Genomic DNA, 26,646 nt, shown 5'->3' with positions numbered 1-26,646 from the left:
GATTATTCTCCATCCTGGTCGAACATCTGCGCGAAGTCGTCGGTCGCGCCGTCTTCGTCTTCGATATCGTCGCCATCGTCGTTGGCGGACAGTTGATCCAGCGATTGGTCGTCATCGTCCCACTTGCGCGGATTCTTGTGCAGGAAGGCGGTGATGATGGCCTGGCGCGCCAGGTCCGGCATGCTCTGGCCGATGGCCTCGTACATGCGGGCCGCTTCGTCGCCCTTGCAGGAGGCCATGGCGAACACGCGCGCGGCGTCGCCGAACTCGTAGTCCTCGGCCTCGGCCAGCAGGCCCCTCGGGTCGTTGAACTCGATGTGGTCGACCAACGCGAAGGCCAGCATGTTGACATCCTCGATGCCGCCGCCGTCGGCGTACTCGCCCACCAGCGCGTCCACCATGCGCTGGTAGTTCTTGCGGTCCGGCGGATCGCCCAGGATGCCATCGATCTGGCCTTCCAGCTCGCGCGATTGATAGGCGAATTCCGGGTGTACTTTTCTCATTGCTTGCTTTCTTTTCTTAAACCGGGGCTTACGCCACCGGCAGCGTGGTGCCGTGCAGGGCAAACACCGAACGCCATAACTGATAGGCTTCCGCTTCCGCATCGATGATGATGCGGTGGTTCAGGCTCTGGTTGTATTCCTCGCGCTTGGCCGGGTCCGACAGGATTTCGTAGGCCTTGGTCACGGCCTTGAAGCGCGCGTCGGCGCCGGGCGCGGGATTGCGGTCGGGGTGAAAACGCATGGCCAGCGAACGGTAGACCTTCTTGATCTCGTCTTCCGTGGCGTTAGGCGCGATACCCAGTGTATTGTAATAATTTTCCATTTGGGAAACTCCGGGCGCTTGGTCTAACCAATAAACAAGCATTATACCTGCCCACCCCGCATGGCCGCAGCGCAGCATTTCGCAGGGGATACGGTAAAATGCACGATACACGAACTTTTGCCTAGCCAAACTTCTCAGATGAGCAACGATAAAAACAACCCAGCGCCAGCACTTCCATCCAATTTCCTGCGCGCCATCGTGGAACACGATCTGGCGGCCGGCACCCACGTGCGCCAGGGCATGCCCAGCGTCATCACCCGCTTCCCGCCCGAGCCGAACGGTTATTTGCACGTCGGCCACGCCAAGTCCATCTGCCTTAACTTTGGCCTGGCGCGCGATTATCAAGGCCGTTGCAACCTGCGTTTCGACGACACCAACCCGGCCAAGGAAGAGCAGGAATACGTCGACACCATCATCGACAGCGTGAAATGGCTGGGCTTCGACTACGACTATCCGAAGGCCGATGGCGGCGTCGAGCACCACTTGCACTACGCCTCCGACTACTTCGACCAGCTGTACGCCATGGCCGAGTACCTGATCGAACAGGGCCACGCCTACGTCGACAGCCAGTCGGCCGAGGACATGGCGGCCAACCGCGGCAACTTCAGCACGCCGGGCACCAACTCGCCGTTCCGCAACCGCCCGCGCGAGGAATCGCTGCAGATCTTCCGCGACATGAAAGCCGGCAAATACGCCGACGGCGAACACATCCTGCGCGCCAAGATCAGCGAAGACGCGATGGCGGCGCCGAACATGAATATGCGCGACCCGGCCATCTACCGCATCCGCCATGCCCACCACGTGCGCACCGGCGACGCCTGGTGCATCTACCCGATGTACGACTACACGCACCCGATTTCGGACGCGCTGGAAAACATCACCCACTCGATCTGCACGCTGGAGTTCCAGGACCACCGCCCATTCTACGACTGGCTGCTGGAAACCCTGTCCAAAGGCGGCTTCTTCACGCTGCCGGTGCCGCGCCAGTACGAATTCTCGCGCCTGAACCTGACATACGTGGTGACCTCCAAGCGCAAGCTGCGTCAGCTGGTCGAGGAAAACATCGTCGACGGCTGGGACGACCCGCGCATGCCGACCATCGTCGGCCTGCGCCGCCGTGGCTACACGCCGGAAGCGATCCAGCTGTTCTGCGAACGCATCGGCGTGACCAAGGCCGACGGCTGGATCGACATGAGCACGCTGGAAGGCTGCGTGCGTGAAGACCTGGATCCAAAGGCGCCGCGCGCCACCGCCGTGCTGCGCCCGCTGAAACTGATCGTCGACAACTACCCGGAAGGCAAGACCGAGGAATGCACCTCGCCGGTCCACCCGCACCACCCGGAAATGGGCGTGCGCACCTTCCCGTTCTCGCGCGAGCTGTGGATCGAAGCCGACGACTTCATGGAAACGCCGGTCAAGGGCTACTTCCGCTACTACCCGCCGATCGGCGACGCCCCGGGTAGCCGGGTGCGCCTGCGCCACGGCTTCGTCACCGAATGCACGGGCTACGACAAGGATGAAAACGGCAATATCATCGCCGTCCACGTGAACTACTTCGAGGACTCGAAATCGGGCACGCCGGGCTCGGACACCTACAAGGTCAAGGGCAACATCCACTGGGTCTCGGCCGCCGTCGCCGTGGAAGCCGAAGTACGCCTGTACGACCGTCTGTTCTCCGACGCCCAGCCGGACGCCGGCGGCAAGGACTTCCTGTCCCTGCTGAACCCGAACGCCAAGGAAGTCATCACGGCCTACCTGGAACCGGGCATGAGCGCCGCGCAAGCCGACCAGCGCTATCAGTTCGAGCGCCACGGCTACTTCGTCGCCGACCGCGTCGATTCGCAGCCAGGCAAGCCGGTGTTCAACCGCATCGTCACGCTGAAGGACAGCTGGGCTCCGGCGAAGTAAGCAGCTTAAACAGGGCGCCGTTCGCGGCGCCTTGTTTGTTTACAATTTGTCCAGTACAGCTGTCATTTAAGCAAAATTACTTGACGAGTCCTGCCATTATTTCCTATAGTCAAAAGTCCATGGGCACATAGAGGGCAGGCAGTGACCGCTTTTCCAGGATTGAGACAGCTGCTCTCATCATCGCGGCCGGTGTGGTGGGCCAGCGTGCTGCTGGCCCTCGGAATAGGCGGGCTGTTCTACCTTGCCGCCCACAAGACCATCGAATACGACGCCGGAGAACGCTTCCTGCACCAGGCGCAGAACGCGCAATACAACATCAATTCGCGCATCAACGCCTACACCGACGTGCTGCGCGGCACCGCCAGCTTCTTCCACGCCGCCGAGCATGTGGACCGCGCCAGCTTCCACCGTTACGTCGACGGCCTCAACATCACGCGCCAGTTCCCGGCGCTCGACAACATCAATTACGCGGAATATGTCACCGCCGGCGAACGCGACACCTTCGAACGCGGCCTGCGGCAGCGCCCCGGCGACGCCGCGCTCGGCTATCCCGAGGCCACCGCCATCTCGCCGCCGGAAGCGCGCCCCGAATACTGGGTGCTGACGATGATCGAACCGCTGGCCGAGTTCAGCGAAAAGATCGGGCGCGACATCGGCAATCGGCCGGCGGTGGCGCGCGCGCTGGCGCAGGGCCGCGACACCGGCGGCCTGAGCGCGTCCGGCATGCAGATCGACAGCGTGCACCAGCCGCTGGGCGCCGGCCTGGCGCTGCGGCTGCCGGTCTACCGCAAGGACCTGCCGCTGGACACGCTGGCCGAGCGCCGCGCCGCCTACATCGGCTCGGTGGGCATCGGCTTCAGCGTGCCGCGCCTGATGCAGGCGGCGCTGGAGCAGATGCAGGTGCGCGACGCCCGCCTGGTGCTGTCCGACAGCGGCGACGGCCAGGACGGCGGCCACCGCCCGCCGCTGCAACTGTTCGACAGCAAGCCCGGCAGCGCCTTCCTGCGCCCTAACGAACTGTTCAGCGTGGTGTTGCCGATCGATTTCAACAACCGTCACTGGAACGCCCACTTCAGCGCCCCCAAGGCCAGCTGGTACAGCCGCTTCGACGCCTCGCTGCCGTGGCTGGCGATGGCCTCCGGCTTCATCGGCGCGCTGCTGTTCTTCCTGCTGTTCCACACCATGGCGTCGTCGCGCATGCGGGCCGTGAAAATGGCCAAGGAGATGACACGCGAACTGCGCAACAGCCAGGCCAAGCTGCAGCAGTCGCACCACAAGCTGCGCCGGCTGGCCGCGCACGCCGACCAGATCAAGGAACTCGAACGCAAGCGCATCGCGCGCGAGATCCACGACGACCTCGGCCAGAACCTGCTGGTGTTGCGCATCGACGTAGACCTGCTGTCGACCCGCACCCGCCACCGCCACCCGCGCCTGCACGCGCGCGCCCAGCGCATGCTGAGCCAGATCGACAGCAGCATCAGGAGCGTGCGCCACATCATCAACGACCTGCGCCCCACCGTGCTCGACCTCGGCCTGAACGCGGCCGTGGAATGGCAGATCGCCCAGTTCCGCGCGCGCTCCGGCATCGTGTGCGAGCTGATCGACCACGAGACCGAGATCCGCGTCGACGACCATTGCGCCACCGCCTTCTTCCGCGTGCTGCAGGAGTCGCTAAGCAACATCCTGCAGCACGCCCACGCCAGCCTGGTGCGGGTGGAATTGCAACAGGCCGACGGCATGTTGAGCATGACCATCAACGACAACGGCGTCGGCGTGCGCGACGCCAGCCGCAACAAGGCCGGCTCCTTCGGGCTGGTGGGCATCGAGGAGCGCATCAGCCTGTTGGGCGGCACCTGCTCCATCACGGGCAGCGCCAACGCCGGCACCACGGTGACGGTGACGGTGCCGGTCGGCACCAACGCCGCGCGTACCCCCCTGATGGGAATGGTTGACCTCGGAATTTAATTTCCATTCAAATATTGACCAACATCAAGGAACAGCAGTCCCCTAGGGGCAAAATCAAACGCGTTCGCCGCTTTTTTAAACCCGTATCAATACCTCAAAGGAAATCCTGATGAATGCGCAAGAGATGAATGCCCAAGCCATGCAAGCCATTGCCGCCCTCGACCTGGAGCCGATCAAGGTCAAGCTGATGCACGAGGAGTCGGGAGAAGGTTGGACGCTGGAACGCGCCAACGCTGTGGAATTCGAATACCGCCGTTTCCTGATCCTGATGAAAAAGTTCCCGAACGAACAAACCGCGCCGCTGGTGGACGTCGACACCTTCTGGCATTACCACATCCTCGACACCATGAAATACGCAGCCGATTGCGACGCCGTGTTCGGCCATTTCCTGCACCACTTCCCTTACATCGGCTTGCGCGGCGAGGATGACGAAGCGGCCCATATCCGAGTCGGCATGCGCATGAAGGAGCTGTACGAAGACACCTTCGGCGAGGAATATCTGCGCGACGCGGCGCCCGCGAATACGGCGCACTCGGGCGTGGCGGCCGGCCCGGCCAGCTTCGCGCACTCGGGCGTGGTGGGCGTGCAGTTCGCCCATTCCGGAGTCGTCGGCGCCAAGGTCGCGCATTCCGGCGTCATCGGCGCCAAAACGGCGCACTCGGGCGTGATCGGCGCCAGCTTTGCCCATTCCGGCGTGATCGGCGCCAGCACGGTGCAGACCGCAAAGGCGATCGCGGCAGCCCAGCAGTCGAGTTTCTACAGCCAGCGTCCTCGCCTGCCGCTGTCCGCCTGAGACGGAAAAAAGCAGCAGCGTGCTGAAAAAAGTGGCATACTCGGGGGTCTGAAGAAGAAGATGGGAGTACATCATGGCCGTCAATACCGTCGCCCCCAGCAACAACGCCGCCGTTCAGCAAGCCATCCCAGCCCGCCAGCCTGAGCCGGTGAAAGCGGTGGACAAGCCGGCCGAACGCGTCGAGCAACCGCCGCCGCCACCACCACCCCAGGCGGCCGTGGCGCCGACCGTCAACACAAGCGGCCAGCGCATCGGCACCACCATCAGCACCTCGGCCTGAAGCGCGCGGTGCAACGAAAAACGGCGCGTCACCTTGCGGTGACGCGCCGTTTTTCATGGGTGTCCTGAATCAGGAGGCCATCATCTCGCGCAGTTCGCGGATGCTGAAATCGCTGATCTCGTGCATGCGGATCAGGATGGTCGCGCCGATAGGCAGCGTGTTGTGGCGGATTTTCGAGATGACCGGTGGGGCCACTTCCAGCGCGCGCGACAGGGCTGCATCGTTTTTCAGCTGCAGCTTTTCAATGATGGCGTCCAGCACGCGGTTCGGGTTGTACGTCGGCGACGCGGTGATTTCTTTGAGAGACATGGCGTTTTAAGTAGGTTCGCTGTCGAATTTTTGTAAAAAAACGACACATGGGTAAGAAAAATTTTTAGCTCAATTACCATTGAAGCACTACAAAACACTGACATTTATGCCGGTTTTTAGTGCTTAACCGAGATAATACACGCTTCCGTTACAAAACGGCTAACTCACAAGACATTTCGGTGAGATTTAGAGAGATTCTAACCCTATTTTTTATGCTATGGCACTTTTTGTTGTAAAAAAGGGTATCAAACCATGTAAAGATCAGCTTGGACGGCCGAGGCCGGCGGCAAGGAAACACCATTCAACGGCCATCAAGGCGGCCAGTTGGGCGATCGTGCCTGGGAGGAACAACGTGGTGGTCGAGAGGTGATCGGTATTGTCGGCGCTATAGTGCCAGCCGAGCTGGCGGCGGATTTCTTCAGGCATGGGGGGCGGACGGCGGCAAAACTCGCGCTGTCGCTGGTGCATATAGGCCCGGACCTGCTCCTTGGTTGGCTGCAAACTGGCGACCATGGACGCACTCCTTAAAGGAAGATGGCTAACAATATCGTATCACGCAGCGAATTTATTGAGATAGATCAAACGCGTCAGCTTGCAATTTTGGCATAAAAAGCCGACGCGGCTGTTGCAATAGTTTAACTATATTTACTTCTTTACATATATTTACCGATTTCGCAACAGTGCCAGCAAACTGTCCACCGTGGGGTAACGCAGCCGCACGCCGAGCTCGCGCTTGATGCGGCCGTTGCGCAGGCGGCGCGATTCCGACATGAACGACAACAGCGCCGGCGTGACCACCTGCTGCAACGCGGCACGCGGCAGGCGCGGCGGCCGGGACAACTGGAAGGCGTCGGCCACCGCATCGAAATAGTGCGCCATCTTCATGTCGCTGTCATCCACCGCATGATAGACACGGTTCGGTAGCGCACCAAACAGCGCGCGGATGATGATGGCGGCCAGGTCGTCCGCGTGGATGTGGTTGGTGTACACGTCATCGGCCTCGATCAGCGCCGGCGTACCCTGCTGCAAACGCTTGAGCGGCAGGCGGTCGTCGGCATAAATGCCGGGCACGCGCAGGATGGACAGCGCCGCGCCGCTGCGGGTGGCCCAGCGCCGCAGGGTGCGCTCGGCATCGACCCGGCGCAGCGCGCGGGCGTTGCGCGGCGCCACCGGGCGGCTCTCGTCGAACAGCGCGCCGCCGCAGTCGCCATAGACACCGGTGGTGCTGACATAAACCAAGCGTGCTTGCTCGGGTAAAATAGCGGTCAAATGACGGGTGCGGCTATCGAGCACGCCATCAGCCGGCGGCGGCGCCAGGTGGATCACCCACTGCGCCAGCCCGGTCAGGCGGCGCAAGCTGGCCGGATCGTCCAGGTTGGCCACCAGCGGCACGGCGCCGGCGGCGCGCAGTTCGGCGCAGCGTTCCGGCTGGCTGGTGGTGGCGAACACGCGGAAACGCCCGCGCAACAGCGGCAACAGGCGCATGCCGACATCGCCGCAGCCGACGATCAGCAGCCGGGGGCGGTCGATTTTGTGATTTTTAAGGTTTTTCATCTGAAAGATTGTATGACGTTTCAAATAACTGTACAGCCCAGCGGCCATCAATTCAGCTGCGAGGCGGACGAAACCATCCTGGCGGCGGCCATGCGCGCCGGCGTCGGCCTGCCTTACGGCTGCAAGAACGGCGCCTGCAGCTCCTGCAAAGGCAAAATCGTTTCCGGCTCGGTCACCCACAAATCGCACCAGGAACGGGCCCTGACCAAGGAAGAGGAAGCGGCTGGTTTCTCGCTGCTGTGCTGCGCCACCACCCAGGGCGACCTGGTGATCGAAGCGCGCGAAGTGGCCGGCAGCGACGAGTACCCGATCCGCAAGATGCCCTCGCGCGTGGCGACGCTGGAAAAACTGGCGCCGGACGTCATCGTCATCACGCTGCAACTGCCGGCCAATGAAACGCTGAAATTCCGCGCCGGCCAGTACATCGAATTCATGCTGCGCGACGGCAAACGCCGCAGCTACAGCATCGCCTCGCCGCCGGACCAGGACCAGCCGCTGGCCCTGCACATCCGCCACCTGCCGGGCGGCCTGTTCACCGACCAGGTGTTCAGCACCATGAAGGAACGCGACATCCTGCGCTTCGAAGGCCCGATGGGCACCTTCTTCGTGCGAGAGGATTCCGACAAGCCGATGGTGCTGCTGGCCTCGGGCACCGGCTTCGCGCCGATCAAGGCCATCGTCGAGCACCTGCGCGCCCAGGGTTCCGAGCGCGCCATGACCCTGTACTGGGGCGGCCGCCGCCCGCAGGACTTGTACATGGACGCGCTGTGCCGCGAGTGGGCCGCCACGCTGCCGAACTTCAGCTACGTGCCGGTGATCTCCGGCGCGCTGGCGGAAGACAACTGGGACGGCCGCAGCGGCTTCGTCCACCAGGCCGTGATGACCGACCTGCCCGACCTGTCCGGCCACCAAGTCTACGCCTGCGGCGCGCCGATCATGGTGGAATCGGCGAAGAAGGATTTCGTCGCCCAATGCGGTTTGCCGGATGAAGAGTTCTACGCGGACGCCTTCACCACCGAGGCCGATATCCACCAGTAACAGCACCCCACCCAACAGCAGGGCTTCCGGGGACGCAGAGTCCCCAAGGCTCTGCTCCCCGAAAGCGCTAATGTCATCCAGTAATTCCTCCTCCAACGGTTTCAGCGTCCTGCGCCACCGCAACTTCACGCTCTACCTCTCCGCCCGCACCCTGGCCACCCTGGCCGTCCAAATGCAAAACGTCGCCATCGGCTGGCAAGTCTATTCGATGACGCACAACCTGTTCGACCTCGGCCTGATCGGCCTGGCGCAGTTCCTGCCGTTCCTGCTGCTGATCCTGATCGCCGGCCACGCCGCCGACCGCTACGACCGCCGCACCCTGATCACACTCTCGCTCGGCGCCCAGCTGCTATGCGGCCTGATGCTGCTCGGCTACACCTACACCGGGCTGACGGCCGTGTGGCCGGTGTTCGCGGTGCTGGTGCTGTACGGCAGCGCACGCGCCTTCATGGGACCGGCCACGCAGGCCATCCTGGTCAACCTGGTGCCGCAGGAAAGCTTCAGCAAAGCGGTGGCGCTGAGCTCCTCCAGCTTCCACGTGGCCGTGATCGTGGGACCGACGCTGGGCGGCCTGTTCTACCTGGCCGGACCGAAAACGGTATATATGGTTTCCTCCGTCCTGCTGCTGGCCTCGGTGGTGATGATGGCGATGGTGAAATCGGTCAAGCAGCCCAGCGCCAGCGGGCCGGCTTCCTGGCACACGGTGCTGGAAGGCCTGCGCTTCGTGTGGTCGCGCAAGATCGTGCTGGGCGCCATCTCGCTCGACCTGTTCGCCGTGCTGTTCGGCGGCGCTACCGCCCTGCTGCCGGCGCTGGCGCACGACGTGCTGCACATCGGCCCGAGCGGACTGGGCGCGCTGCGCACGGCGCCGGGCGCGGGCGCGGCGCTGTGCTCGATCGCCCTCGCCTTCTTCCCCGTCACGCGCCGGGTGGGCGCATGGATGCTGGGCGGCGTGGCCGTGTTCGGCGTCGGCACGCTGGTGCTGGGTGCGACCACCAGCTTCATCGTCGCGCTGGTGGCCCTGTTCCTGATGGGCGCCGGCGACATGATCAGCGTCTACGTGCGCCACCTGCTGGTGCAATACGAAACGCCGGATGAAATCCGTGGCCGCGTCAGCGCGGTCAACTCGGTGTTCATCGGCGCCTCGAACGAGCTGGGCGAATTTGAATCGGGCATCACCGCCGGCTGGCTGGGGTTGACGCGCGCCGTCCTGTTCGGCGGCGCGGCAACATTGGCCGTGGTGGGCGCCTGGACCTTCCTGTTCCCGGCATTGTCACGCATGGACCGCTTCCCGCACGAGGATAAAAAATGAAGCCGACACTGGCGCTGCCGTCCATCATCCACAGCCGTCCGCACCTGAGCCTGGCCATCGCGCTGGGCCTGGCGGCCGCCCCGCTGCTGCCCACCACCTGGCCGTGGATGACGCGGCTGCTGGCGTGCTGGGACATCGTGGTCTGGACCTATCTGCTGACGATGGCGTGGATGATGATGAAAGCCGACCACCATGACATCAAGCGCGCCGCCTGCCGCCAGGATGAACGGGGGCCGGTGATCCTGGCCGTGCTGTCGCTGGCGGTGCTGGTCAGCCTGGCGGCCATCGTCTCGCAGCTGGCCACGGTGAAGGACTTGTCCGGCGCCGAACTCGCGCTGCGCTATGCGTTGGGTGTGCTGACCTTGATCGGCTCCTGGTTCATGGTGGGCGTGATGTTCTGCTCGCATTACGCGCACCTCTACTACATAGAGGAAACCGGCGACAAGCCGCTCGGTTTCCCGGACAGCCAGCTCACACCGAACTACTGGGACTTCCTCTACTTCTCGTTCACGATTTGCGTGGCGGTGCAGACCTCGGACGTCACGGTGCGCAGCCGCAGCCTGCGCAAGGTGGTGCTGGGGCAATCGGTGCTGTGCTTCTTCTACAACCTGGCGATCCTCGGCCTGTCGATCAACATCGCCGCCTCCCTGATTAACGGATAACGTTAGGAAATTAACGCGTGCTTAAGCCTGGAAGGAGTAATATGATTACGCAGTCCAACAACAGGAGCAAGCTTATGCAAATCCAAATTAACACTGACAAAACCATCGATCGTCATTCCGGTCTGGACGAACATGTGCAATCTGTCGTGAGCAACGCCCTCCACCGTTTCGGCGAACAAATCACCCGCGTCGAAGTCCATCTGAGCGACAACCTGGGCCAGAAATCGGCCGACGGCGACAATCGCTGCCTGATGGAAGCCCGCCTCACCGGCCTGCAACCGATCGCCGTCAGCGACCATGCTGCCACGCTGCACCAGGCCATCAGCGGCGCCACTGACAAGCTGAAACGCTCGATCGAAACGGCAGTCGGCAAGCTACATGATCACAAACGCCATGCCGAAGGTGTCGGCGCCGCCTCGGCTGCGGTGGTCGCCAACGTCGAAGAAGAGTAATCCCGCCGCGGGGGCAGCCAGCGTTGATCTAACGTTGCGCCAGCTCCCGCAAGTAACGCAAGCCTTGCAGCGACCTGCTGCCATACCACGACATCATCTCCCCATCGACCAGCAGCACCGGCTTGCCGATCTGTCGCTCCAGCACGTCCGCATGCGCCTCCGTGAAGCGGTAAGGCTCGCTCGACAGCAACACGCCGTCCACGCTATGGATCAGCTCCGAAGACCAGCGGAATTCCGGATAGCGCGAGTCGCCCAGGTCCGGCACGCTCCAGCCGATTTCCTCCAGCATGCGCGCGATGTAGGTGTCCTGCGAAATGCTCATCCACGGGTCTTGCCAGATGCAGTACAACATGGTTTGCGGCGGCCCTTTCGGCGTGGCCTGCAGCAACGCGTACTCGGCCTCGAAAGCGGCGCACCATGCGGCGGCTTCGCGCTCGCGGCAAAACACGCCGCCCATCAAGCGCGCCAGCTCCAGGTTGTCGCGCGGGCGCAGCGGATGCGTGACCACGATGTTCGGCACGAACTCGGCCAGCGCATCGGCGGTCGGCTTTTCGTTCTCATCGATATTCAGCACCACGTGGGTGGGCGCCAGCTTGCGGATCTTTTCCAGGTTCACATCCTTGGTGCCGCCCACTTTGGGAATGCCCTGCACCGTGTCCCACGGATGGATGCAGAAGCCGGTGCGCCCCACCACCTGCGCCGCCAGGCCGAGGTCGCACAGCAGCTCGGTGATCGAAGGCACCAGCGAGACGATGCGCGCCTGCGGGTCGGGTTGATGCTCGGTGCCCAGCGCGTCGAGGAAGGCCATGGTGTGTCCATAAAGATTGCGATGCCGGTATTGAACCACAAGCTGTGGAAAATTTACACTTCCCGTCCAGTACAAAGCGTGACCTGCCAACATCCTTTCAGCTATGATTGTAGCCACGATTGATTGCCTTTTGGCATCCTGAAAGAACGCCTTGAAACACATCAGCACATTCGGCTCTTCGAACTACCGGGTCAGCGACCTGCAACTGCTGCGCAACTCCGACGATGACGCCGCGGTCGCCAAAATGCTGGCGCACTGCCCCATCATGCAGCTGGCGCCGGACGAAGCGGTGGCCGAATCGGGCCGCGCGCGGCTGTACATCCTGCTGCGTGGCGCGCTGTCGGTCACCAACGACACCCGCACCGGCATGGCCGACGGCACGATCAGCAAGATCCTGCCGGGCGAAAGCGTGGGCGAGCAATCGGTGCTGGACGAGGAAACCAACCTGGCCCACATCACCGCGCTCGAACAAAGCGAAGTGCTGGTGATCGAGGCCGATCTGGTGTGGCAGTTGATCGATGAATCGAACGTGCTGGCGCGCAACCTGCTGCGCCTGCTGTCGTTCCGCATCCGCGCCGCCAATGCACAGCTGCGGCGGCGCCAGAAGCTGGGCGAGTTCTATCGCCAGCTGTCGATGATCGACGGCCTGACGGGCTTGTACAACCGCGCCTGGCTGAACGACCTGCTGCCGACCATGGTGGCGACGGCGCACGGCTCGAACGCGCCGCTGGCGTTGATCATGATCGATCTGGACCACTTCAAGAAATTCAACGACAGCCACGGTCACCAGGCCGGCGACGAAGCCCTGCGCACGGCCGCGCAAGTGCTCAGCGGCGCGCTGCGCCCGACCGACTTTGCCGTACGTTACGGCGGCGAGGAAATGATGGTGCTACTGCCGGACACCAACGCCAAGGTCGCGGTGTCGGTGGCCGAGCGGCTATGCGAACGCATGCGCCAGGCCAAGGTGTTTGCGGACGTACGCGTAGGCGGCATACAGCGGCCGCTTCCCCATATTACGGCCTCGTTCGGCGTGGCCATCCTGCAGCCGCAGCAAAGCGAGCAGGAACTGATCGCCCTTGCCGACGCCGCGCTCTACCGTGCCAAGGAACTTGGCAGGAATCAGGTCGCCGCCTGAGCTTCCTGCGGCTTGGATTGGTGGGCGCTGATGAAATCGGCGTAGCCCTGCTGCACCAGGTCGTAGGTCTTGTCGATGTTGCTGGCGATATCGCCGTTCAGCACTTTCAGGCCGTCCAGCACCTGGCGCGCCTCCTTGAAGCCCTGGTCCACGCCTTTTTTGAGCGTATTGACGAAATTGTCGAGCACCTCGCTCTCATCCTCGCCGGCGTGCTGCTGCTTGTAGGCTTCGTAAAAAGCGGTGGACAACGATACAATGCGGCTCGCGGTGCCCTCGGGCGTATTATCCTGCGACACGGCATTCTGGATCGCGTTGTCGCCAAAGTCGGCCTTAAGCTCTTCATTGATGCCGGTCAGCGCGGTTTTCAGCACCACCGACAGCGGCTCGTTGGAAGAATTTAGCGATACCGTCAGGGAAGCTTGTACGATAGACACGTTTAAGTCGGCCTTGGCCTTGGCGACGGCGGACATCGGCCGCTCGTCCTTGCCCTGGACCGGGGCGGCGGCATTGCCCGACGTAAGCGATACTGGAGTGGCCATGATGTTGCTCCTCGATGAACATGCCTGAATTATCGGCAGAATTTAAAATAACTGTAGCACCTATGACCAATCAGACCTTTCTCTGGCACGACTACGAAACCTTTGGCGCCGTCACGCGCCGCGATCGCCCGGCGCAATTCGCCGCGATCCGCACCGACGCCGACCTCAACGAAATCGGCGACCCGATCATGCTGTATTGCAAGCCGGCCAATGACTTCCTGCCGGACCCGCAATCGTGCCTGATCACCGGCATTACGCCGCAGCAATGCCTGGAATGGGGCGTGCCCGAGCACCAGTTCGCCGCCACCATCGAGCAGGCGTTCTCGCAGCCGGCCACCATCGGCGTCGGCTACAACACCATCCGTTTCGACGACGAAATCACCCGCTTCATGTTCTGGCGCAACCTGATCGACCCGTATGCGCGCGAATGGCAAAACCAGTGCGGCCGTTGGGATTTGCTGGACGTGGTGCGCATGACCTACGCGCTGCGCCCGGACGGCATCCAGTGGCCGACCAAGGAAGACGGCAAGCCCAGCTTCCGCCTGGAGGACCTGGCCAAGGCCAACGGCCTGCTGCACGAATCGGCGCACGATGCGCTGTCGGACGTGCGCGCGACGATCGCGCTGGCGCGGCTGATCAAGCAGCACCAGCCGAAACTGTTCGACTTCTGCTTCGCGCTGCACAAGAAGGACCGCGTGGCCGACGAAATCGGCATGCACCTGGCGCCGGCCTTGCGCCAGCCCTTCCTGCACGTGACCGGCATGTTCCCGGCCGAGCGCGGCTGCATGGCGCTGGTCTACCCGCTGGGCGGACATCCGACCAACAAGAATGAAATCATCGTCTGGGATTGCACCTACGACCCGAGCGAGCTGTTCACGCTGGATGCGGACACCATCCGCATGCGCATCTTCACGCGCAGCGACGCGCTGCCCGAGGGCGTGACGCGGCTGCCGATCAAGAGCATCCACCTGAACAAATCGCCGATGCTGGTCTCGAACCTGAAGACCTTGTCGCCGGCGATGGCGGCCAAATGGGGCATCGACCTGGAACAAGGCAAGGCCCACGCGGCGCTGGCTGCGGCCGGGCGCGATCTGGCGGCGGTATGGGAAGAAGTTTTCCATCGTCCGGCGGCGGCGGCGCTGGATGTGGACGAGGACCTGTACAACGGCTTCATCAGCAAGGATGATCGTCGCCTGCTGGACAGCCTGCGGCGCGAATCGCCGGCGCGGCTGGCGGTGGCATCGCCGTCGTTCAGCGACGCGCGCCTGGGCGAGCTGCTGTTCCGCTACCGCGCCCGCAACTTCCCGGAAACGCTGTCGGAAAGCGAGATGGAGCACTGGGAACAGCACCGCGCGGCGCGCTTTTATGAAGGCGAAGGCGGCGCCCGCACCATCGACGACTTCTTCGCGCAGATCGACGAATTGCAGCAGCACGCTGACGAACGCGCGGAGCAAATCCTGGCCGACCTCTACGAGTACGCTGAGCTGGTGGCCCCAGCTCAGTAAATCCGGGGTCAGGTCCTCCATTGCTACACGAGCTCAGCCCTAGCGTTCGCTAGGGCTGAGCTCGTGTAGCAATGGAGGACCTGACCCCGGATTTTAGACGCGATACTGGTTGATTGCGTCCCGGGTTTCCAACGCGACGCGCCGCGCCGCCATCGCGAAATCTTCCCCCGCCGTTGGGGTCGCGTACAAAATCGCGCGCGACGAGTTGATCATCATCCCCGCACCGTTCGCCGTGCGGCCCGATTTCACCGTCGCCGCAATGTCCCCGCCCTGCGCGCCGATGCCCGGCACCAGCAGCGGCATGTCGCCCACAATCGCACGCACCTGCGCCAGTTCCTCCGGGAAGGTGGCGCCCACCACCAGCGCGCATTGGCCGTTGGCATTCCACTTCTCCGCCACCAGACGCGCCACGTGCTGATACAACGGCTTGCCGCCCACGTCCAGGAATTGCAGATCCGAGCCACCCGCGTTCGAGGTGCGGCACAGAATGATCACGCCGCGATCGGCCCACTCCATGTAGGGCTCGACCGAGTCGAAGCCCATGTACGGGTTCACCGTCACCGCATCCGCACCGTAGCGGTCGTAGGCTTCACGCGCGTACTGGCGCGCGGTGGCGCCGATGTCGCCGCGCTTGGCGTCCAGGATCAGCGGGATGTGCGGATAGTTCGCGCGCACGTAGTCGCAGATCTGCTGCAACTGGTCTTCCGCGCTCAATGCGGCGAAGTAGGCGATCTGCGGCTTGAACGAGCACGCCAGGTCGGCGGTCGCGTCGATGATCTCGCGGCAGAAGTGATAAATGCCTTGCGGGTCGTTCTGGAACTGGGACGGCAGCTTGCCCAGGTCCGGGTCCAGGCCGACGCATAACAGGGAGTCGTTGGCCGTCCAGGCGGCGGATAATTTGTTGATAAAAGTCACGGCGGCCCCCTAAAGAATATTGCAAACCCTCTATTGTAACCCGCCCGCAGGGGCCTGTTAAAATTTGGGATCGCCATCTCAGAAAGCTCATTCCCATGAAATTATCCCAAAAAGTCGCGATCGTGACCGGCGCCACCCAAGGCATCGGCCTGGCCTGCGCCCAGCGCATGATCGCCGAAGGCGCCAAGGTCATGCTGGTGGACATCAAGCCGGAAGGCGCCGCAGCCGCCACCGCGCTGGGCGAGAACGCCCGCTTCTTCGCCGCCGACGTCAGCCAGAAGGCCGACGTCGACGCCATGCTGGCCGCTACCCTGGCCGCCTTCGGCCGCGTCGATATCCTGATCAACAACGCCGGCGTCACCCACGCCGCCAACTTCCTCGACGTTTGCGAGGAGGATTTCGACCGCGTGATGCGCATCAACCTGAAGTCCATGTTCCTGTGCGGCCAGGCCGTGGCGCGCGTGATGGTCAAGCAGCAGAGCGGTTCCATCATCAATATGTCGAGCGTGAACGCCGAGCTGGCCATCCCGAACCAGGTACCTTACGTGGTCTCCAAGGGCGCCATCAACCAGCTGACCAAGGTGATGTCGCTGAACCTGGTGTCGCACGGCATCCGCGTGAACGGCATCGGCCCCGGCACCATCCTGACCGAACTGGCCAAGCAGGCCGTGATGGCCAGCCCGGAAGCGCGCCACACCATTCTGTCGCGCACGCCGATGGGCCGCTGCGGCGAGCCGGAGGAAGTGGCGTCGATCGCCGCCTTCCTCGCCAGCGACGATGCCAGCTACATGACCGGCCAGACCCTGTACGTCGACGGCGGCCGCCTGGCGCTGAACTACACCGTCCCCGTCAATTGAGAGAGATATGCGCTAGCCTGATGTCTGGTATCTGAAAGAACAATTAGACACATATCTGGCGACGCAGCATAATGCATCTGTCTCCACTATTCTCCTCCAAGAAAATAGTTTTAAGCCCGCTCCAGTTAGCGGGCTTTTTTTTTGCGCGCTGTCATAACAGCGTAACAAACGCTGCCTATACTGGCTACATCTTAAGTACATGCAACCGATAGGCATGACTGAAGACAAGGCGCGCCGGGAACCGGTGCGCCGCTCCCGTTTACAGGCCGTGCGTGGTATCGTCTGCCTCATGCTGAAACTACTCCTCCTCACCTCCGCCCACGCCCGCCTGCGCTACTGGACCGCCATCGTGCTGTATCTACTGATACTGGTGCTGGGCTCGATACCGGGGGCGCGCAAGGACATCGGCGAAGTCGCCACCGGCGTCATATTGCATTCGATCGCCTACGCCGGCCTGGCCTTCCTGATTTTCACCGGCAGCACCGGCAGCCTGGCGCAACGCGCGGCCAAGGCCGTGCTGACCATCGCGCTGATGGGCGCGCTGGACGAGTATGTGCAAAGTTTCTTCCCTTACCGTCATGGCGCGGTGTCGGATTGGCTGGTGGATTGCAACGCCGCCGTGCTGGCCTCGGCGTTCATGTGGGCTCTATGGAGCCGGTATCGCATCCTTCCGGCAAACTGACGGGATCAGTCGCCCGCCTCACGTCGCGCCGCATTTCCTGGAGCTGCTCGGCCCTGGCCACGCGAACCAGGGCATGCAAGGCGTGAAGGTAAAAGTGCCGGCTGCGGGTGTCGCTGCAAGTGGCATCAATTAACTCTTCGATCATAGTGTCTGTCACGCGTGTCAACATATCGGTGTCCTTAAAAGTGATACCGATCAATTATTGCTCCTCGCTAGCATCTTTCAATTGATGTACATCAACATTGGACTCCGCCTTCAGTCCAGTTGCTCGACCTGGTAGCCGCGCCGCTTGAGCAATTGCGGCAGACCATCGTCGCCCACCAGATGCAGCATGCCGACGCCAACGAAGGCGGTCCGGTCCTGCTGCATGATGCGTTCGATATTGGCCGCCATCTCCGGATTGCGCTTGCCCAGCAGCACGCGGCTCATGAAGCCGGCGGAAACGCTGTCGCCGCTGGTGGCGGATTGCCAGGCGGCGTTGATGCCGGCGCCGTCGCCGACACGCCAGGCTTCGATCAGCGCCTGCGATTTTTTCAACGCATCGCCATCGGCCAGCGCCGCCAGGTTCTCCAGCAGGTATTTCTCCTGCTGGTGTTCATCCAGGCTGTCGAACAGGCCCAGTTGGTAATCGGCGCTTTCCAGTTCGCGCACCGTCTTGTCCTGTTTTTGCGCGGCGGCCAGCAGCGCGTACTCCACCGCCTGGCTGCGCTGGTAGCCGTGCTGAGTCAGCTCGGCGCCCACCAGCAGGTTGGCGAGCAGCCACGGTTTGTACTGCTGCACCGAGGCCAGCGAAATGCCGGCGCGCGTGAGCGCCTGCGTCAGTTGCTGGAAGGTTTGCGGCGTCAGATGGCGCTGGATGGTGTCGCCCTCCGGATAGCGGGCGTGGCGCGCCAGCGCGATCTGGAACGCCTTGTCCTCACGGATGTCGAGCTCGATCACCAGCGCCTTGGAGTCAAGCAGCGCGCGCGTGGCGACTTCGTTGAGCGGATAGGTGCCGTCGCGGCCGACGTGCACGGTGCCGTACAAGTAACTGGTATTGCCCTCGTGGGTAACCCGGTACAACTGGCCGGCGGCAAAAACGGACTGGCAGCAAGCCAGTAACAAAGCGAGGAGAATTGAGCGGGCCATTGCATCAGGTATTTACATTGGAGTTTCCAATGGTAAATCATGACTATGGGCCGGAATAAACTATTTTTAAAAACCGTCGGCAAAATAAAACATTATTTAAGGCGAGTTTGATAATTACTGATTATTTTGCTCACACTTCCGTCTTTTACGATCTGTTCTATTGCCTTATTAACTTCATTGACACTCACGCTCCCCTGCGGCGAGACGGCGCACTGGGCCTTGTAATGTTTTACCACCAAAGGCGGATATAACGATAGTTTCTCGCCAACCTTGAGATAATAATCAAGCGTGCTTTGCTGGGTAATAGCATGATGCAAACGCCCGGCCGCCATTTTGCGCAGATTACCCGATGACGAATGACCATCATCACGGACAAAACCATCGCCCATGGCTTTTTCCAATTCGGGATAGTAATAACCCAATACTGTTGCCACCGGCTTGCCATTTAAATCGCGGAGATTATGCGGTTGCGCCACCGAGGTATCGGTGACCACCACTTCGGACACCGGGAAAAAGCCGCGCGTCCACTGGAATTTGCCCGGCAGCCAAGGCGGCAGATACAGGCAGAGTACGTCGGCCTGCCCCGCTTCCAGCGCCATGGCGATGCGCTTGCGCGGCAGCAGCAGGAAATCCGCCTCACGGCCCAGCCTGGCCGCCAGCGCCGCGCCCAGGTCCTTGTGGAAGCCCTCGGCCAGCCGGCCATCGCGAAACCCGGCCATCGGCATTTCGGTGCCGGTATCGACGAGCACCACCAGCGGCGGCGCTGCGGCAGCTTGCAATCCCGTCAGGGCCAAAACCAGCGCCCCGCCTGCACGCTTGATCCAATCTGTGTATGCTTGTCGATCCATTTCGAAAGATTATACCCATACCCTTTCAATGGGCTTGCAGACCACTACAGATTAGATAGCGACATGACCCCATTTTCCATACTTGACCTCTCCCTCATCGCCGAAGGCAGCGATCCGTCCACCTCGTTCCGCAACACGCTGGACCTGGCGCAGCACGGCGAGCGCTGGGGCTACCAGCGCTACTGGCTGGCCGAGCACCACGGCATGCCGGGCATCGCCAGTGCGGCGACGGCGGTCGTGATGGCCCACGTCGCCGGCGGCACCAGCACCATCCGCGTGGGTGCCGGCGGCATTATGCTGCCGAACCATTCGCCACTGGTGATCGCCGAGCAGTTCGGCACGCTGGAAGCGCTGTTCCCCGGCCGTATCGACCTCGGCCTGGGCCGCGCGCCCGGTTCCGACCAGACCACCGCGCGCGCCCTGCGCCGCAACCTGGAGAGCGACGCCGACGCCTTCCCGCAGGACGTGCTGGAATTGCAGGACTACATGTCCGACAGCCCACGCCAGCGCGTGCTGGCCGTGCCCGGCAAAGGCGCCAAGGTGCCGCTGTGGATACTTGGTTCGAGCACCTTCGGCGCGCAACTGGCCGCGCACCTGGGCCTGCCGTTCGCGTTCGCCTCGCACTTCGCGCCGCAGATGATGTTACAGGCGCTGTCGCTGTACCGCGCCAACTTCCAGCCGTCGGCGCAGCTGAGCAAGCCTTACGTCATGCTCGGCTTCAACGTGTTTGCGGCCGACAGCGACGAGGAAGCGCATTTCCGCGCCACCTCCATGCAGCAAGCCTTCGTCAACCTGCGCACCGGCCGCCCTTCGCAACTGCTACCGCCCAAGGCCGGCTACCTGGAATCGCTGGGCCTGCCGGAGCGCGCCATGTTGGATTCGGTGCTGTCCTGCACCGCCATCGGTGCGGCCGACACCGTCAGCCGCCAGCTTCAGGAATTCATCGCCCGCACCGGCGCCGACGAGCTGATGGTCACCTCGCAAATCTACGACCACGCGCAGCGCCTGCGCTCCTACGAAATCACCGCCGAAGTCCGCCAGTCGCTGGTGCGCGCGCAAGCGGGGCTGTAAGGTGGGGGCGTCAAAGAAGGATATTTCGCCAGGCATGGTCTGGCTGTTCGCCATTGCCACCGGCCTGATCGTCGCCAACCTCTACTACGCGCAAACCCTGATCGGCCCGATCAGCAAAGCCACGGGGCTCGATCCCGGCGCGGCCGGGCTGATCGTGACACTGACGCAGATCGGTTATTGCATCGGCCTGCTGTTCATCGTGCCGCTGGGGGATTTGCTGGAAAACCGGCGCCTGATCTTCATCGCCCTGCTGACCACGGCGCTGGCCTTGCTGGCCGCCTCGGTCACCAGCAGCGCCAAGCTGTTCCTGTTTGCCGCGCTGTGCATCGGGCTCGGTTCGGTGGCGGCGCAGATTGTGGTGCCGTTCGCCGCCCACCTGTCGAATCCGGAAACGCGCGGCAAGACGGTGGGCAAGGTCATGAGCGGCCTGCTGATGGGCATCATGCTGGCGCGGCCGGTATCGAGCGTGGTGGCGGATGCGTTCGGATGGCACGCCATCTTCGTGCTGTCGGCCGTCACGACGGCGGCGCTGGCCTTCCTGCTGCGCGCCAAGCTGCCGCAGCGCCAGCCGCAAGGCGGCATGCACTACTTCGCCTTGCTGGCTTCGATGTGGCATCTGTTGAAAACCACGCCCATCCTGCGCCGGCGCGCGGCCTACCAGGCTTGCATGTTCGGCGCGTTCAGCCTGTTCTGGACCTGCGTGTCGCTGGAGCTGACCGGGCCGTATTTCCAGATCAGCCAGACCGGCGTGGCGATCTTCGCACTGGTGGGTGTGGCGGGAGCGATCGCCTCGCCAATCGCCGGGCATCGCGCGGACCAGGGCAAGAGCCGTTCGACCACGCTGGCGGCGCTGCTGCTGGGTGCGTTGGCCTTCATCATGCCGCTGTCCATCCACGGCAGCCGGCTGGTGGACCTGGGCGTGCTGGTGGCGACCTCGATTATCTTGGACATGGGCGTATCGGCCAACCTGGTGACGGGCCAGCGCGCGATCTTCGCCTTGCCGGCAGAAATCCGCAGCAGGCTGAACGGCCTGTACATGGCCTTGTTCTTCATGGGAGGCGCGATAGGTTCATCGCTGGGCGGCTGGATGTTTGCCGCGCACGGGTGGACGGGGGTGCTGTGGACAGGGCTCGCGTTTCCGCTGATCGCCCTGTGTATCTTCGCCACCGAACCCCGCAAACTGCGGGGTTAAGCGGCAACAACCTTACTTGTTGCGCGGGACCGCGAACGCATCCCCCGCCTTCCACTCGGGCAGCTTGGCGCCGTTGGCGATCAGGCGGCCCAGGTTCAGCGTGTATTGCGCCGTCTGCACCATGCCCGACAGATCCCAGCTCGGATCGTACTCATCGCCGGCCTGGTGGTAGCGCGGACCATAGGCCTCCGCCTTCACCTTGGCCGCCGCCGGGTCCTTGATGTAATCACGGCCCGATGAAATCGAAAACGCCGGCACGCCGTTCTTGGCAAAGTTGAAGTGATCGCTACGGAAGTATCCACCCGCCAGGTCCGGCTTGGCCGGTGCGATCTTCATGCCCATTTCTTTCGCCGCCGTCTCGGCCAGCTTGCCCAGCTCGGTGCGCTCGCTGCCTTGCGTGCCGATGTCGCGCGTGGCGCCGACGAAATTCAGGCTGTCCAGATTCAGGTTGGCCGCCGTCTTCGCCATCGGCCACAACGGCGACGAGGCATACGCCGCGCTGCCCAGCAAACCCTGTTCTTCGGCCGCTACCCACAGGAACATCTGGCTGCGCTTGGCCGGCGCCAGCTTGGCCTGCTGCGCCATCGCCAGAAGGGCCGCCGAACCCGACGCATTGTCCACCGCGCCGTTGAATATCGTGTCTCCGGTATCGCCCTGCTTGCCGAGGTGATCCCAGTGCGCACTGTAGATCACCACTTCATCCTTCAGCTTGGGATCGGTGCCCGGCACCACCGCCGCCACGTTGAACTGTTCCACCTTGCGCACGGCGGCCTTCATCTCGCCATTCAACTTGGCGGCCAGCGGCACCGGCTTGAAATCCTTCTTCTCGGCTGCCGCGCGCAGCGCATCCAGATCCTGGCCTGCCGCGCTGAACAAGGCGCGTGCCGTGTCGTCGGTGATCCAGCCTTGCAGCTCGGTGCCCAGCGTGCCCGCCGCCAGTTGGAAGCGCTCCACGCCCGACCAGCTGTTCTGGATCACGCTCCAGCCATACGACGCCGTCGGCGTGGTGTGGATCAGCAGCACGCCGGCCGCGCCCTGGCGCTTGGCCGATTCAAACTTGTAGGTCCAGCGGCCGTAGTAGGTCAGGCCCTTGCCGTTGAAGCGGTTCGGCTGCTCGGCGGTCGGCTGCGGGTCGTTGACCATCATGACCAGAATCTTGCCCTTCAGGTCCACGCCCTTGAAGTCGTTCCACTGCTCATCCGGCGCGTCGATGCCGTAGCCCACGAACACCAGGTCCGCATTGAAATTGTGCGCGGCGGTCGCATCGCCCGGCGCAAACACCCAATCCTTGCCGAACGCGATATCCAGCGCCTTGCCGCCCGCTTCCAGCTTCAGCGTGCTCTCGGCCGGCTGGGTCTTCACGCCGGCGATCTGCACCGCCTGACGGAAGCTGTCGCCATTGCCCGGCTTGAGGCCCAGCGCCATCGCTTGCGCTTCCAGGTAGGCAACAGTCAGGTCGCCGCCGCGCTGGCCGGTGCCGCGTCCTTCCAGCAGGTCGCTGGCGAGGAAGGCCAGGTGGGCGCGCAGCGGCGCTTCCTGCACAACGGCGGTCTTGCCCGCGTCTGCATGGGCCGGGAATGCCAGCGCAAAGCTCATGGCCAGCGCGGAGGCAACTAAGGATTTCGTCATTTTTTGCATGATGTCCTGAAGCGTAGTGTGGTCGATGCGGTTTTTCCGCGCGAACATTGTATGCGATCTGCCCTGGCCGCTGGCCGCCGTCCATTGCGCAGCGCAGCATGCCGCCGCCGCGTTAAAATGACGGTCATGACTGACCGCCCACCCTACATCGGCCGCTTCGCCCCATCGCCCACCGGCCCTTTGCACATCGGCTCGCTGGTGGCGGCCATGGCCAGCTACCTGGACGCCAAGGCGCATGACGGCCAGTGGCTGGTGCGCATCGAGGACGTCGACGTCGGCCGCAACGTGGCCGGCGCCGACCAGCACATCCTGGCTTCGCTGCAACGCTGCGGCATGGCCTGGGATGGCGAAGTCACCTGGCAAACGCAACGCTACGCCTTGTACCAGCAGGCGGTGGAGCAGCTGGGCCAGCTGGTCTATCCATGCGGCTGCTCGCGCCGCGAAATCGCCGATTCGCAAATCAACCAAGCCGTCGGCCCGAACCAGACTCCGGTTTATCCCGGCACCTGCCGCAACGGCCTGGCCGCCGGCAAGGTGGGCCGCGCATTGCGCCTGAAGGTGCCGCAGGCGCCGCACTGCGTGATGTCCTTCGAGGACCGCTGGTTCGGCCACTACAGCCAGGACATCACCGCCGAGGCGGGCGACTTCGTCATCCTGCGCGCCGACGGCTTCTGGGCCTATCAACTGGCGGTGGTGGTGGACGATGGCGCCCAGGGCGTCACCGACATCGTGCGCGGCGTCGACCTGATCGACTCCACGCCGCGCCAGCTGTATCTGCAGCAGGCGCTCGGCCTGCCGCAACCGACCTATCTGCATGTGCCGGTGGTGCTCAACGAAGTGGGCGACAAGTTGTCCAAGCAAAACGGCGCCATCGCCTTCGACGACGGCGGCGACCCGCAGCAGCTGTTGCGCAGCGCCCTGCTGCCGGCCGCTCGTTTCCTCGGACTGGATGTGCAGGCGGAAACTATCGATGCCTTCTGGCGCGCTGCCGTTCCTGCATGGGCGCAACTGCTACAGACCCTGCCGCGCGGGAACTGAGGCCGTGCGCCGCAGCGCCGCGTTTTTCTCTACACTGACGTGATGGAAATCGAACTCAAACTCCTGCTCGCGCCCGAAGACAACGACAAGCTGCTGCAGCACCCGCTGCTCGACGCGCCGGTGCGCGTACAGCAGTTGGCGGCGCGCTACTTCGATACGCCGGACCTGCACCTGATGCGCCATGGCGCCGGCCTGCGCGTGCGCAAGGTGGACGGCGTCTGGACGCAAACCATGAAAGCCGGTGGCAGCGTACAAAGCGGCCTACATCGCCGCAACGAGTGGGAAGGCCCGGTCGACCGCAGTTGGCCGCGCCTGGCCAGGCTGCGCAAGCTGATCGGCGACGAAGAGGACGACCAGGAATGGCTGGCGCTACTCGATCTGCCGGATCTGAAAGACCGCCTGGAGCCGCTGTTCCTGGTCGACGTCGAACGTCATCTGTGGGAAATTGAAACCGGCGGCAACCGCATCGAAGTAGCGCTCGACATCGGCCATATCGAGCGCAAGGGGCACAAGGTGCCGGTCAACGAAATCGAGCTGGAACTGAAAGAAGGCGATCCCGCCGGCCTGTACGCGTTTGCGCTGCAGCTGCTGGAAGACATTCCCCTCCGCCTCAGCAACATCAACAAGGCGCAGCGCGGCTACATGCTGGTGCGCGAAACCGGCCACGCGCCGTATCGCGCGCAGGCCGTCACGCTCGATGCTGACGCCACGCTGGCCGATGCGCTGCCGGCCATCCTCGGTAACTGCCTGGAACACATCCAGCACAACGAAGTGGCGGTGGTCGAGGGACAAGACCCCGAAACGCTGCACCAGATGCGCGTCGGCGTGCGCCGCCTGCGTTCCGCGCTCAAGCTGTTCGACGCGGTCGCGCCCTGCCCGCCGGCGCTGCTGGAAGACGTCAACTGGCTGGGCGCGGAGCTGGGCGCCGCGCGCGACTGGGATGTGATGCTGTCGTCGACATTGGCGCGCATCGATACGCCGCAGCTGGAGTTGCAGGCCTTGGCGCTGGAAACCGCGCAGGCCAAACGGCGCGAGGCGGCGCAAGCCTTGCTGTCGCCGCGCTACACACACCTGATGCTGACCATGGGTTCATGGATGCTGCAGGCGGCAGCACTGCTGAACGGCTCGGCCGCGCAGTTCTCGCGCCAGAGCATGCAGCAGCTGCACAAGTCCCTGATGAAGCGCGCCAACCGCATGCAGCCGGACGATCCCGCCAGCGCCCACCGCACGCGCATCGCCGCCAAGCGCGCCCGCTACGCGCTGGAGTTCTTCCATTCGCTGTACCGCGACAAGGGCACGCACACCTATCTGAAAGCGCTGGCCGCCGTGCAGGAAGAACTGGGCCAGCGCAACGACCTGGCGGTGGCGGGCACGCTGCTGCAGGAACTGGCGCAGCAGCATCCGCAGTCCGCCGGCGCGATCCAGTTCGCGCGCGGCTATCTGCTGGCGCAGCAGACCACGCAACCGGCCGACCTCGATGCGATCCGCAGCCGCCTGCATGCGTTGCGGCTGCCGCGCATCAGGAACTAGGCCAGCATCGGATACAGCGTGGCCACCAGGGCCAGCGCCATCACCACGTTGAAGATACGTACCGAGCGCGGGTCTTGCAGCAGGCGGCGCATCGCCACGCCGAACAAGGCCCACGAGCCCACGCAGAAGACACCGATCAAGCCGAATACCCCGGCCAGCAAGGCCACGTCGGCCACCTTGAAGCCCTCGGGCAGATAGGTGGTCAGCGCGCTCAAAGACATCACCCACGCCTTCGGATTAATCCACTGGAAGGCCGCCGCGCTCCAGAAGCCCATCGGCTTGGACAGGCTGGCCTGCTCGCCACTCATCGGCGCCGCGTGCGCCAGCTTCCACGCCAGCCAAAGCAGGTAGATGGCGCCGCCGTATTTGAGGATGGTCTGCAGCATCGGCACCTGCTCGAACACCGTGTGCAATCCCAGCCCGGTGGCGAAAATCATGAAGGTGAAACCGCAGGTGATGCCGAACAAATGCGGCAGCGAACGCACGAAGCCGTAATTCAGGCCCGAGGCCAGGATCATGGTGTTGTTCGGGCCGGGCGTGATGGAACTGATGGCGGCAAAGGTGCACAGTGGCAGCAGCAATTCGAGCGACATGGCGGTATCCGGTGTTGAAGTGTGCATTCATTGTACGGTCAAGTGTACTGGCGCGTACCAGTACACTTT

At 63.3% G+C, this 26,646-nt stretch carries 28 protein-coding genes; 16 read left to right on the top strand and 12 right to left on the bottom strand.

Going from position 1 to position 26,646, the window contains the following annotated elements:
- Positions 1-2: 2 nt before the first annotated feature.
- Together ACXZ1M_RS20780 and ACXZ1M_RS20775 are read right to left on the bottom strand one after the other, a co-directional pair.
- Positions 3-503 (bottom strand): hypothetical protein, encoded by a 501-nt coding sequence (locus ACXZ1M_RS20780; protein ID WP_459049533.1) that lies wholly within the window; start codon positions 501-503, stop codon positions 3-5.
- A gap of 28 nt (positions 504-531) precedes the next feature.
- Positions 532-825: a DnaJ domain-containing protein gene (locus ACXZ1M_RS20775; RefSeq protein ID WP_373990964.1), complete on the bottom strand. Its 294-nt coding sequence runs from the start codon at positions 823-825 to the stop codon at positions 532-534.
- Between the two features lie 138 nt (positions 826-963).
- Between ACXZ1M_RS20775 and ACXZ1M_RS20770 the strand changes: the two genes are divergently transcribed.
- From ACXZ1M_RS20770 to ACXZ1M_RS20755, 4 genes are all read left to right on the top strand, one after another.
- Complete coding sequence (locus tag ACXZ1M_RS20770) at positions 964-2,733, top strand: glutamine--tRNA ligase/YqeY domain fusion protein (RefSeq protein ID WP_459049532.1); 1,770 nt, start codon at positions 964-966, stop codon at positions 2,731-2,733.
- A 141-nt stretch (positions 2,734-2,874) separates the two neighbouring features.
- Entirely contained in the window at positions 2,875-4,698 is a 1,824-nt protein-coding gene (locus tag ACXZ1M_RS20765) for a CHASE domain-containing protein (protein ID WP_459049531.1), read from the top strand.
- Positions 4,699-4,807: 109 nt separating this feature from the next.
- Positions 4,808-5,491 carry a glycine-rich domain-containing protein gene (locus tag ACXZ1M_RS20760; protein ID WP_459049530.1) on the top strand — a complete coding sequence of 228 codons (684 nt, stop codon included), beginning with the start codon at positions 4,808-4,810 and terminating at the stop codon, positions 5,489-5,491.
- A gap of 73 nt (positions 5,492-5,564) precedes the next feature.
- Positions 5,565-5,771, top strand: a complete 207-nt coding sequence (locus ACXZ1M_RS20755; RefSeq protein WP_459049529.1) for a hypothetical protein — start codon at positions 5,565-5,567, stop codon at positions 5,769-5,771.
- 69 nt (positions 5,772-5,840) lie between these two features.
- On the opposite strand, the gene ACXZ1M_RS20750 is transcribed toward ACXZ1M_RS20755, so the two are convergent.
- The 3 genes from ACXZ1M_RS20750 to ACXZ1M_RS20740 all read right to left on the bottom strand — a co-directional run bounded on the left by ACXZ1M_RS20750 (position 5,841) and on the right by ACXZ1M_RS20740 (position 7,634).
- A complete protein-coding gene (locus tag ACXZ1M_RS20750) occupies positions 5,841-6,080 on the bottom strand; it encodes a hypothetical protein (protein ID WP_092278423.1) in 240 nt (79 codons plus the stop codon).
- A gap of 261 nt (positions 6,081-6,341) precedes the next feature.
- Entirely contained in the window at positions 6,342-6,548 is a 207-nt protein-coding gene (locus tag ACXZ1M_RS20745; RefSeq protein ID WP_459049528.1) for a hypothetical protein, read from the bottom strand.
- A gap of 195 nt (positions 6,549-6,743) precedes the next feature.
- On the bottom strand, positions 6,744-7,634 hold the full coding sequence (locus ACXZ1M_RS20740) for an SDR family oxidoreductase (RefSeq protein ID WP_459049527.1): 891 nt from the start codon (positions 7,632-7,634) through the stop codon (positions 6,744-6,746).
- 12 nt (positions 7,635-7,646) lie between these two features.
- Here ACXZ1M_RS20740 and ACXZ1M_RS20735 point away from each other — a divergent pair, with 12 nt between their 5' ends.
- The 4 genes from ACXZ1M_RS20735 (at position 7,647) to ACXZ1M_RS20720 (ending at position 11,098) form a co-directional block, all read left to right on the top strand.
- Positions 7,647-8,672 carry a CDP-6-deoxy-delta-3,4-glucoseen reductase gene (locus ACXZ1M_RS20735; protein WP_459049526.1) on the top strand — a complete coding sequence of 342 codons (1,026 nt, stop codon included), beginning with the start codon at positions 7,647-7,649 and terminating at the stop codon, positions 8,670-8,672.
- 70 nt (positions 8,673-8,742) lie between these two features.
- Entirely contained in the window at positions 8,743-9,984 is a 1,242-nt protein-coding gene (locus ACXZ1M_RS20730; protein ID WP_459049525.1) for an MFS transporter, read from the top strand.
- On the top strand, positions 9,981-10,646 hold the full coding sequence (locus tag ACXZ1M_RS20725; protein WP_459049524.1) for a DUF1345 domain-containing protein: 666 nt from the start codon (positions 9,981-9,983) through the stop codon (positions 10,644-10,646). The genes ACXZ1M_RS20730 and ACXZ1M_RS20725 overlap by 4 nt, the downstream gene beginning before the upstream one ends.
- 74 nt (positions 10,647-10,720) lie before the next feature.
- Positions 10,721-11,098, top strand: a complete 378-nt coding sequence (locus ACXZ1M_RS20720; RefSeq protein ID WP_459049523.1) for an HPF/RaiA family ribosome-associated protein — start codon at positions 10,721-10,723, stop codon at positions 11,096-11,098.
- A gap of 28 nt (positions 11,099-11,126) precedes the next feature.
- Here the strand turns inward: ACXZ1M_RS20720 and ACXZ1M_RS20715 are convergent, their stop codons facing one another.
- Positions 11,127-11,906, bottom strand: a complete 780-nt coding sequence (locus tag ACXZ1M_RS20715; protein ID WP_459049522.1) for a helical backbone metal receptor — start codon at positions 11,904-11,906, stop codon at positions 11,127-11,129.
- Positions 11,907-12,057: 151 nt separating this feature from the next.
- On the opposite strand from ACXZ1M_RS20715, the gene ACXZ1M_RS20710 reads away from it, so the two are divergent.
- Complete coding sequence (locus ACXZ1M_RS20710; RefSeq protein WP_459049521.1) at positions 12,058-13,041, top strand: GGDEF domain-containing protein; 984 nt, start codon at positions 12,058-12,060, stop codon at positions 13,039-13,041.
- On the opposite strand, the gene ACXZ1M_RS20705 is transcribed toward ACXZ1M_RS20710, so the two are convergent.
- Positions 13,026-13,580 carry a DUF5610 domain-containing protein gene (locus ACXZ1M_RS20705; RefSeq protein ID WP_459049520.1) on the bottom strand — a complete coding sequence of 185 codons (555 nt, stop codon included), beginning with the start codon at positions 13,578-13,580 and terminating at the stop codon, positions 13,026-13,028. The genes ACXZ1M_RS20710 and ACXZ1M_RS20705 overlap by 16 nt on opposite strands.
- A gap of 62 nt (positions 13,581-13,642) precedes the next feature.
- Between ACXZ1M_RS20705 and sbcB the strand changes: the two genes are divergently transcribed.
- Entirely contained in the window at positions 13,643-15,085 is a 1,443-nt protein-coding gene (gene sbcB / locus ACXZ1M_RS20700; RefSeq protein WP_459049519.1) for an exodeoxyribonuclease I, read from the top strand.
- 93 nt (positions 15,086-15,178) lie between these two features.
- Here sbcB and pyrF read toward each other — a convergent pair whose 3' ends face one another.
- Positions 15,179-16,000 carry an orotidine-5'-phosphate decarboxylase gene (pyrF, locus tag ACXZ1M_RS20695; RefSeq protein ID WP_459049518.1) on the bottom strand — a complete coding sequence of 274 codons (822 nt, stop codon included), beginning with the start codon at positions 15,998-16,000 and terminating at the stop codon, positions 15,179-15,181.
- Between the two features lie 95 nt (positions 16,001-16,095).
- On the opposite strand from pyrF, the gene ACXZ1M_RS20690 reads away from it, so the two are divergent.
- Together ACXZ1M_RS20690 and ACXZ1M_RS20685 are read left to right on the top strand one after the other, a co-directional pair.
- Positions 16,096-16,857 (top strand): SDR family NAD(P)-dependent oxidoreductase, encoded by a 762-nt coding sequence (locus ACXZ1M_RS20690; RefSeq protein WP_459049517.1) that lies wholly within the window; start codon positions 16,096-16,098, stop codon positions 16,855-16,857.
- Between the two features lie 214 nt (positions 16,858-17,071).
- Positions 17,072-17,539: a VanZ family protein gene (locus ACXZ1M_RS20685; protein ID WP_459049516.1), complete on the top strand. Its 468-nt coding sequence runs from the start codon at positions 17,072-17,074 to the stop codon at positions 17,537-17,539.
- 255 nt (positions 17,540-17,794) lie between these two features.
- On the opposite strand, the gene ACXZ1M_RS20680 is transcribed toward ACXZ1M_RS20685, so the two are convergent.
- Entirely contained in the window at positions 17,795-18,601 is an 807-nt protein-coding gene (locus ACXZ1M_RS20680; RefSeq protein WP_459049515.1) for a TraB/GumN family protein, read from the bottom strand.
- Positions 18,602-18,759: 158 nt separating this feature from the next.
- Positions 18,760-19,515, bottom strand: a complete 756-nt coding sequence (locus ACXZ1M_RS20675) for a substrate-binding periplasmic protein (RefSeq protein WP_459049514.1) — start codon at positions 19,513-19,515, stop codon at positions 18,760-18,762.
- Positions 19,516-19,578: 63 nt separating this feature from the next.
- Here ACXZ1M_RS20675 and ACXZ1M_RS20670 point away from each other — a divergent pair, with 63 nt between their 5' ends.
- Positions 19,579-20,586 (top strand): LLM class flavin-dependent oxidoreductase, encoded by a 1,008-nt coding sequence (locus tag ACXZ1M_RS20670; protein WP_459049513.1) that lies wholly within the window; start codon positions 19,579-19,581, stop codon positions 20,584-20,586.
- A 34-nt stretch (positions 20,587-20,620) separates the two neighbouring features.
- On the top strand, positions 20,621-21,778 hold the full coding sequence (locus ACXZ1M_RS20665; protein ID WP_459049512.1) for an MFS transporter: 1,158 nt from the start codon (positions 20,621-20,623) through the stop codon (positions 21,776-21,778).
- Between the two features lie 12 nt (positions 21,779-21,790).
- Here ACXZ1M_RS20665 and ACXZ1M_RS20660 read toward each other — a convergent pair whose 3' ends face one another.
- On the bottom strand, positions 21,791-23,416 hold the full coding sequence (locus ACXZ1M_RS20660) for a M28 family peptidase (RefSeq protein ID WP_459049511.1): 1,626 nt from the start codon (positions 23,414-23,416) through the stop codon (positions 21,791-21,793).
- A gap of 126 nt (positions 23,417-23,542) precedes the next feature.
- Here ACXZ1M_RS20660 and gluQRS point away from each other — a divergent pair, with 126 nt between their 5' ends.
- A complete protein-coding gene (gene gluQRS / locus ACXZ1M_RS20655) occupies positions 23,543-24,454 on the top strand; it encodes a tRNA glutamyl-Q(34) synthetase GluQRS (RefSeq protein WP_459049510.1) in 912 nt (303 codons plus the stop codon).
- A 42-nt stretch (positions 24,455-24,496) separates the two neighbouring features.
- On the top strand, positions 24,497-25,984 hold the full coding sequence (locus tag ACXZ1M_RS20650) for a CYTH and CHAD domain-containing protein (protein ID WP_459049509.1): 1,488 nt from the start codon (positions 24,497-24,499) through the stop codon (positions 25,982-25,984).
- Here ACXZ1M_RS20650 and ACXZ1M_RS20645 read toward each other — a convergent pair.
- Positions 25,981-26,577: a LysE family translocator gene (locus tag ACXZ1M_RS20645; protein ID WP_459049508.1), complete on the bottom strand. Its 597-nt coding sequence runs from the start codon at positions 26,575-26,577 to the stop codon at positions 25,981-25,983. The two genes, ACXZ1M_RS20650 and ACXZ1M_RS20645, sit on opposite strands and share 4 nt — an antisense overlap.
- Positions 26,578-26,646: the final 69 nt, after the last annotated feature.

The organism is Duganella paludis, assembly GCF_054461335.1.
Note: the sequence above shows the minus strand (reverse complement) of the source record. Positions and strands in the feature narration are given on the sequence as shown.

Coding starts and splice junctions, on each gene's coding strand:
- ACXZ1M_RS20780 (WP_459049533.1), bottom strand. CDS start 503: ATGAGAAAAGTACACCCGGAATTCGCCTATCAATCGCGCGAGCTGGAA.
- ACXZ1M_RS20775 (WP_373990964.1), bottom strand. CDS start 825: ATGGAAAATTATTACAATACACTGGGTATCGCGCCTAACGCCACGGAA.
- ACXZ1M_RS20770 (WP_459049532.1), top strand. CDS start 964: ATGAGCAACGATAAAAACAACCCAGCGCCAGCACTTCCATCCAATTTC.
- ACXZ1M_RS20760 (WP_459049530.1), top strand. CDS start 4,808: ATGAATGCGCAAGAGATGAATGCCCAAGCCATGCAAGCCATTGCCGCC.
- ACXZ1M_RS20755 (WP_459049529.1), top strand. CDS start 5,565: ATGGCCGTCAATACCGTCGCCCCCAGCAACAACGCCGCCGTTCAGCAA.
- ACXZ1M_RS20750 (WP_092278423.1), bottom strand. CDS start 6,080: ATGTCTCTCAAAGAAATCACCGCGTCGCCGACGTACAACCCGAACCGC.
- ACXZ1M_RS20745 (WP_459049528.1), bottom strand. CDS start 6,548: ATGCACCAGCGACAGCGCGAGTTTTGCCGCCGTCCGCCCCCCATGCCT.
- ACXZ1M_RS20740 (WP_459049527.1), bottom strand. CDS start 7,634: ATGAAAAACCTTAAAAATCACAAAATCGACCGCCCCCGGCTGCTGATC.
- ACXZ1M_RS20735 (WP_459049526.1), top strand. CDS start 7,647: ATGACGTTTCAAATAACTGTACAGCCCAGCGGCCATCAATTCAGCTGC.
- ACXZ1M_RS20730 (WP_459049525.1), top strand. CDS start 8,743: ATGTCATCCAGTAATTCCTCCTCCAACGGTTTCAGCGTCCTGCGCCAC.
- ACXZ1M_RS20725 (WP_459049524.1), top strand. CDS start 9,981: ATGAAGCCGACACTGGCGCTGCCGTCCATCATCCACAGCCGTCCGCAC.
- ACXZ1M_RS20720 (WP_459049523.1), top strand. CDS start 10,721: ATGCAAATCCAAATTAACACTGACAAAACCATCGATCGTCATTCCGGT.
- ACXZ1M_RS20715 (WP_459049522.1), bottom strand. CDS start 11,906: ATGGCCTTCCTCGACGCGCTGGGCACCGAGCATCAACCCGACCCGCAG.
- ACXZ1M_RS20705 (WP_459049520.1), bottom strand. CDS start 13,580: ATGGCCACTCCAGTATCGCTTACGTCGGGCAATGCCGCCGCCCCGGTC.
- sbcB (WP_459049519.1), top strand. CDS start 13,643: ATGACCAATCAGACCTTTCTCTGGCACGACTACGAAACCTTTGGCGCC.
- ACXZ1M_RS20690 (WP_459049517.1), top strand. CDS start 16,096: ATGAAATTATCCCAAAAAGTCGCGATCGTGACCGGCGCCACCCAAGGC.
- ACXZ1M_RS20685 (WP_459049516.1), top strand. CDS start 17,072: ATGACTGAAGACAAGGCGCGCCGGGAACCGGTGCGCCGCTCCCGTTTA.
- ACXZ1M_RS20675 (WP_459049514.1), bottom strand. CDS start 19,515: ATGGATCGACAAGCATACACAGATTGGATCAAGCGTGCAGGCGGGGCG.
- ACXZ1M_RS20670 (WP_459049513.1), top strand. CDS start 19,579: ATGACCCCATTTTCCATACTTGACCTCTCCCTCATCGCCGAAGGCAGC.
- ACXZ1M_RS20665 (WP_459049512.1), top strand. CDS start 20,621: ATGGTCTGGCTGTTCGCCATTGCCACCGGCCTGATCGTCGCCAACCTC.
- ACXZ1M_RS20660 (WP_459049511.1), bottom strand. CDS start 23,416: ATGCAAAAAATGACGAAATCCTTAGTTGCCTCCGCGCTGGCCATGAGC.
- gluQRS (WP_459049510.1), top strand. CDS start 23,543: ATGACTGACCGCCCACCCTACATCGGCCGCTTCGCCCCATCGCCCACC.
- ACXZ1M_RS20650 (WP_459049509.1), top strand. CDS start 24,497: ATGGAAATCGAACTCAAACTCCTGCTCGCGCCCGAAGACAACGACAAG.
- ACXZ1M_RS20645 (WP_459049508.1), bottom strand. CDS start 26,577: ATGTCGCTCGAATTGCTGCTGCCACTGTGCACCTTTGCCGCCATCAGT.